Source organism: Mesorhizobium sp. M7A.F.Ca.CA.004.06.1.1 (assembly GCF_003999135.1).
Classification (GTDB): Bacteria; Pseudomonadota; Alphaproteobacteria; order Rhizobiales; family Rhizobiaceae; genus Mesorhizobium.
Window position 1 is genome coordinate 1 of record NZ_RZPQ01000352.1, and the last position, 5,969, is coordinate 5,969.

The following is a 5,969-nucleotide window of genomic DNA, read 5'->3' on the forward strand; positions in this document are numbered from 1 at the left end:
GGGCCGGCACCCGCGACGCCGCCTGCCGATAACCAAGCCGGCCCCCCGCCCGGTGGCCCGATCGTCTCGCCGACCGATCTCATTGCCGTTCAGCCGCCGCGCGCGGTGGTCGGCGATTTCGTGCCCGACGAGGTGCTGGTGACCGTCGACGGCGATGCCGGCGCCGTCCAGCAGATCGCCGCTTCTTTCGGCCTGCAGGTGCGCTCGCAGCGCCAGTCGCTTCTGCTTGGCACCACGCTTGTGCGCTTCGGCATTCCCGACGGCCGGCCCGTCGGCGTCGTGCTGGCGCAACTGGCCGCCGACGGCCGCACCCAGCGGCGCGAGCCCAACCATGTCTATTCGCTGCAGCAGGCCGCCGGCATCGTCAACTATGCGTTCGATCGTATCGCGCTCGATGCCAAGCAGGCCAGCGGCGAAAACGTCCGCATCGCGGTGATCGACACTGGCATCGACGACACCAACCCGGCGCTGTCGGGCGTCATTGCCGGGCAGTTCGACGCCATGCCCGACGTGCCGATCGAAAAGCGCGATCACGGCACGTCGATCGACGGGCTGATCGCCGGCGTCGGCGTGCTGGAAGGCATGGCGCCGGGCGCAAAGATCTATCACGCCCGCGCCTTCGAGGGCGGCAAGTCGACCATGGACGTCATCCTGTCGGCGCTCGACTGGGCGGCGGAACAGGACGTGCGCATCATCAATATGAGCTTCGTCGGGCCGAAGAACGATTTGCTCGGCGTCGCCTGCCGCAATGCCCGCGCACTCGGCATGGTGCTGGTCGCCGCAGCCGGCAACAACGGGCCGAAGGCGCCCTATGGCTATCCGGCGGCTTTCGATGGTGTCATCGCAGTCACCGCCACTGATGCCAAGGACGGGCTGATGCCGCAGGCCAATCGCGGCGCCTATGTCTTCATCTCGGCGCCTGGCGTCGAGATGGTGGCGCCGAGCGGCGCCGGCTCGGACGTGGTCACCGGTACCTCGTTTGCGGCGGCGATCGTGAGCGGCGCCATCGCCAATCTCATCCACGCCGCGCCCGGTCGAACGGCCGACGGCATCGAGAAGGCGCTCGCGGCGACGGCCAGGGATCTCGGCCCCAAGGGACGCGACAATGATTTCGGCTACGGTCTGCTGGACATCAGGGCGGCGGCAAAGGATTAGTCTGCGACAGGTCAAGTCGCGGCTTGCGGAGGACGCACCAGAAAATAGAGCGCGACGGTGTGCGTGATCATCAGCAGCGGCACGTAGATGATCGGGATCGCGTAGGTGGCGCCCAGTTCGCCCGCACGCTGGGGAAGGCCGACCTGGATGGCGTGGTAATAGTCTACGACGAGGTCGACAGTCCCGACCAGATTGAAGGCAACGACGAGCGCCCAGAAGATCCGAGGTATCCTTGCCGTGACCAGCGCCAGCATGGCCAGCACTCCTGTTATGAGGTCGCCGTAGGCAGCAAACACGGCAAAGCCGGCAGGCAAATCGGGGCCGACGACACCCGGAACGAGGAAGACCAGCCCGAAGAAGCGGAAGCTGTGCAGAGTGGCGACAGCGCGTTGCGTCGCGACCCGGTCCATAGACCTGAGCCACGGCAAACCGTATACGGCGAAGCAAAGCAGCCACGCGACATAGCCCAGAACAAGATGGATTTGGAACACGACCTCGGTTGACATCTGGCCTCTCTCGAAACTGGTTCATGCGACCTCCGACACCGCGTGAGACGCAGGGCAGCCCTTGGCGGACTACCTTGACCGACCTACTAAGCCCGCTTCCATAATTCGACCATCCGCTGTAATCACAACAACCCATGAAGCAGAACTACACAGTCCGGCACGGAGCGCTGGAGGGCGTCGAGGCATTCCTGGCCGTCGCCAGGCACCGCAACTTCCGCCGCGCCGCAGCGGAACTCGGCGTGACACCGTCCGCCGTGAGCCAGGCGGTGCGCGCGCTGGAAACACGCATGGGTGCGGCGTTGTTCGTTCGCACAACGCGGAGTGTCGGCTTGAGCGAGCCTGGCCAACGGTTCCTCGACCGTGCCGGCCCTGCTTTCGAAGAACTTGTGGCGGCCGGCGAGGCGGTGCGTGACATCGGCCGGCGGCCGACCGGTCTGCTGCGCCTGTCCGTACCCCGCGCCGTCGTGCCCTTGATCCTGGAGCCGATGATCGCGTCGTTCTGCCGGGCCTATCCCGAGATCGAACTGGAGATCGCCGCGAGCGACGAGATGGTCGATCTCGCGGCCGGCGGGTTCGATGCCGGTATCCGTCTTGGCCAGTTCATCGCGGTCGACATGGTCGCGGTGCGGCTAACCCCGTCATTTTCCTTCGTGGTCGTCGGCAGCCCTGACTATCTCAAACGCCATGGCCACCCCGAACGCGTCGACGATTTGCGCAACCACGCCTGCCTGCGCTTGCGCCGTTCGAATGGCGCCATTGCGCCCTGGGCTTTCGTCGACGGCAACGAGGCGATCGAGGCGATGCTCTCAGGCCCGCTGATTGCGCACGATTATCCGACATTGCTCGGGGCCGCGATGCGGGGCGTCGGGCTGGCGCAGACGCCTCGACCAATCGCTGAAGGTCCGATAGCCGAAGGTAAACTCGAACCGGTGCTGGACGGCATCGCCGCCACGACGCCGGGCGTCTTCCTGTATCATCCCGGCAAGCGCCAAGTCCTGCCGAAGCTGCGCGCCTTCATCGACCACCTCAAATCCGCGGCGTGAGATATCGGAATCCAGCCCCTTGCGGTGGCCTCCCCACTGCCGGCGTCGGGCGAGATTTTGATCGTGGCGTGAGCCGACAGAACTGCTATCTTGCCCTCGCACCTTCGGGGAGACTATGCGGACGCCATTTTTGGGCGACATGCACTAGCATCGGGATTGCGGCAATGACGAGTAACGCCAATGTCCTCGATGCGGTGGTCGTCGGGGCCGGCTGGGCCGGCCTGGGCATCAGCCATTCGCTGGCACGGCGGGGCCTAAGCCACAGGATACTGGAGAGAGGCCGCATCGGAGAGACCTGGCGCACACAGCGGTGGGACTCTTTCCGGATGAATACCCCCAACGTGCAGACCGTGATGCCAGGCGACTGCTATGACGGTTCGGATCCGTCCGGTACCCTGACGTGCGACGAATTCGTCGCACTCCTCGAGGATTTCGCCAAGCGGCACGGCCTCCCTGTCGAACAGGATACTGCCGTGACCGAACTCGCCAGTGGACACAATAATGGCGAATATAGGCTAACCACTTCACGCGGCACAGTTTTGGCGCGGAACGTGGTGATCGCAAGCGGCGACCTGAATTGTCCGGTGCGCCCAATTTGGGCCGGTTCGCTGCCGCCCGGCCTCTGCCAGATCGATGCTTCCGATTACCGCAGCGCCGCCGATCTCGCTGATGGAGCGGTGCTGGTTGTCGGAGGCGGCCAGTCGGGTGGCCAGATCGCAGAGGACTTGGCAGAAGCAGGCCGAACGGTCTTCCTTGCCACAAGCCGGGTTGGAAGACTCTCTCGGAGCTACCGAGGTCGCCACATTATGATGTGGCTGGTCGAGAGCGGGTTTCTCGACGTGCGTCGAGAGGAGATAATCCGTCTTGCGGAACGCATTCCGGCTCGTGGTCTGCTTGGGGCAGAACGCACCATTAGCCTCCAAGCGCTCAGCGCCCGAGGTATCGTGCTGCTGGGCCGGTTCGCAGGCGTCGAGGAAGGCGGCCGCCTCTCGTTCGCCGACGATCTCGAAGCCCATATTCGTTTTGGGGATGAAGCCTCCGCCAACGTCAAACGCTATATCGACGAATATATCAGTCGCTCCGGAATCGATGCTCCCGTTTCGGAACCCAATCCTGCGGAGACTGTCGCGGCATATCTGCCGGACCCGACTATTCGTTCTCTTGATGTTGCCGTGTCCGGCATAACGACCGTGGTGTGGTGTACTGGCTTCCGGGGTGATTTCAGTTGGGTGAACCTCCCTGGGGTGCTCGACTCGCAGGGACGGCCCGTTCATGAGGATGGCGTGGCTGCGCAGCCAGGTATCTACTTCGCCGGCTTAGATTTCGCCTCCACGCGCAAATCGGGCATAATATTAGCGATTGCCGAGGAGGCGCACCGCCTTGTCGAACACATCGTCGGGCGTTCGTGACGGACTGGACACAGCCGATCCATGATTGGGTAAACCGGGTGTCGCGTCTCAACTCGGTTCCCGCAGAGCATGGGTTTGATCTCCAGCTACGCAGGCGCCCCCGCCACGGATCCCCTGACCACCAGGTCGACCGGCCAGACCTCGCCTCGCGCCCCCTCCTCCAGTCCTGAAATCCGTGCCGCCAGCCGCTCGGCGACACGGGCGCCGGCGAGACGGATCGATGAACGCGTCGTCGACAGCGGCACCGAGAAATTCTCCGGCCTCAGCCAGGGGAAGACATCGTCGTGGGCGATCAGCGAGACGTCGCTCGGAATGCTCAGGCCGAGGTCGCGTACGGCGCGCACGACGCCCAGCGCCATGATCAGGCTGGAGCAGGCGATCGCCGTCGGCGCGTCGTCCTCTTCCAGCAAACGCCTGGTGGCGCGATAGCCGTTCTCCTCGGTCATATCGACCGAGCAGACATGGCGTTCGCTCAATGACAGTCCGCTCGCGGCGAGCGCCCGGCGCACGCCGCGTTCGCGATGGATGGCGAAGGTCTCGCGGTCGTCACCGTTGATCAACGCCAGCCGCCGATGACCTAGTTGGATCAGCAGCCTGGCCGCCTCGTGGAAGGCGCCCTCATTGTCGATGTCGGTAAAAGCATAGTCGAAGTCGAAGCCCTCACTGCGGCCATGGACGATGAAGGGAATGCCGAGCGTGTTGACCAGCGCCACGCGCCGGTCAGCGGGCCTTGGCGAGGAGATGTAGACGGCATCGACCTGCCTGTTGGCGACGATGCGCCGGTAGGTCGTCTCCTGGTCGTCGGCGTCGGCCGGCGACAGCACAAGGTCAAGCTCGTGCGAACGGGCATAGTCACCAAGGCCGGACAGGAACTCGACGAAATGCGGATCGATGTCGACCGACGCACCGGTCGGCAGGACATAGCCGATCATGCCGGTCTTGCCGGTCGCCAGCCGGCGCGCGCTCGGATTGGGACGATAGCCATGGCGCTTGGCGGCATCCATGACACGCCTGCGCGTCTCCTCGTTGACCTCGGGATAGCCGTTCAGCGCACGGCTTACCGTGGTTTGCGAAAGTGCCAGCATATGGGCGAGCTGCTTGAGGTTCACGAAAGGTCTCCATTCCCTCAAAGCGCTTTTAAATTGAATCGACCCAAGTCCCAGCGGGGCCGAGCCATACCAAGCCGAACCATAGACGCGGTTCGGGCGTATTTGAAACAAAAATTGCTGCTGCATCGCCATAATAGCATGTTGCAGCGCACTTTTAGGGGCGCAAATGCGCGAACCTAAATCGATTAATCCGCCCGGCCTCTTGACTTCCCAGCAATTCAATGGCGTGATCGAGAAAGCCAAAGCGCTTTGGAAGACTCTTCGAAAGGTTGCGGTTCCTTTCCGACTGAGTCACAGTCCTGCGGCGTCGGCGGGCGGAATGGAGGTTCCGTCCGGTGTGTGAGACCCACTGGGAGGAATACCGATGAAGAAAATGCTTTTGCTGGGTGCGGCGTTTGCCACGTTCGCCCTGAACGCGCCCGCGCAGGCCGAACTGAAGTTCAAGCCCGGCGAAGACAAGCGCTTCAACTGGGCGAACTACGAAGAGCTCAAGAAAGTCGACCTCAAGGGTGAGACGCTGTCGATCTTCGGACCGTGGCGCGGCGAGGACGAAGGCCTGGTGCGCGGCGTTCTCGACTATTTCTCGGAAGCCACCGGCGTCGAGATCAAATACTCCTCCTCGGAGAATTACGAGCAGCAGATCGTCATCGACACGCAGGCCGGCAGCCCGCCGAACATCGCCGTGCTGCCGCAGCCGGGTCTTATCCAGGACCTGGCGTCGAAGGGCCTTTTGACGCCGCTCGGTGA

6 protein-coding genes are annotated in these 5,969 nt (G+C 63.7%); 4 read left to right on the forward strand and 2 right to left on the reverse strand.

All coding sequences use genetic code 11. From position 1 onward, the window contains the following. Window positions 1–1,155, forward strand: a 1,155-nt coding sequence (locus EN906_RS20115; RefSeq protein WP_127375326.1) for a S8 family serine peptidase, incomplete at its 5' end; no start/stop codon positions are given. Window positions 1,156–1,166: 11 nt separating this feature from the next. On the opposite strand, the gene EN906_RS20120 is transcribed toward EN906_RS20115, so the two are convergent. Continuing rightward, complete coding sequence (locus EN906_RS20120) at window positions 1,167–1,661, reverse strand: hypothetical protein (RefSeq protein ID WP_127271222.1); 495 nt, start codon at window positions 1,659–1,661, stop codon at window positions 1,167–1,169. Window positions 1,662–1,795: 134 nt separating this feature from the next. Here EN906_RS20120 and EN906_RS20125 point away from each other — a divergent pair, with 134 nt between their 5' ends. Beyond that, window positions 1,796–2,704 carry a LysR family transcriptional regulator gene (locus tag EN906_RS20125; RefSeq protein ID WP_127272264.1) on the forward strand — a complete coding sequence of 303 codons (909 nt, stop codon included), beginning with the start codon at window positions 1,796–1,798 and terminating at the stop codon, window positions 2,702–2,704. Window positions 2,705–2,868: 164 nt separating this feature from the next. Then, window positions 2,869–4,113, forward strand: a complete 1,245-nt coding sequence (locus EN906_RS20130) for an NAD(P)-binding domain-containing protein (protein WP_127267793.1) — start codon at window positions 2,869–2,871, stop codon at window positions 4,111–4,113. Between the two features lie 86 nt (window positions 4,114–4,199). Here the strand turns inward: EN906_RS20130 and EN906_RS20135 are convergent, their stop codons facing one another. Then, on the reverse strand, window positions 4,200–5,222 hold the full coding sequence (locus tag EN906_RS20135) for a substrate-binding domain-containing protein (RefSeq protein WP_127267792.1): 1,023 nt from the start codon (window positions 5,220–5,222) through the stop codon (window positions 4,200–4,202). 364 nt (window positions 5,223–5,586) lie between these two features. Here EN906_RS20135 and EN906_RS20140 point away from each other — a divergent pair. Further along, window positions 5,587–5,969, forward strand: a 383-nt coding sequence (locus EN906_RS20140) for an extracellular solute-binding protein (protein ID WP_127375327.1), incomplete at its 3' end; no start/stop codon positions are given.

What these genes read in the sequence shown, in the direction of transcription:
- EN906_RS20120 (WP_127271222.1), bottom strand. Translation starts at nt 1,661, where the DNA reads ATGTCAACCGAGGTCGTGTTCCAAATCCATCTTGTTCTGGGCTATGTC.
- EN906_RS20125 (WP_127272264.1), top strand. Translation starts at nt 1,796, where the DNA reads ATGAAGCAGAACTACACAGTCCGGCACGGAGCGCTGGAGGGCGTCGAG.
- EN906_RS20130 (WP_127267793.1), top strand. Translation starts at nt 2,869, where the DNA reads ATGACGAGTAACGCCAATGTCCTCGATGCGGTGGTCGTCGGGGCCGGC.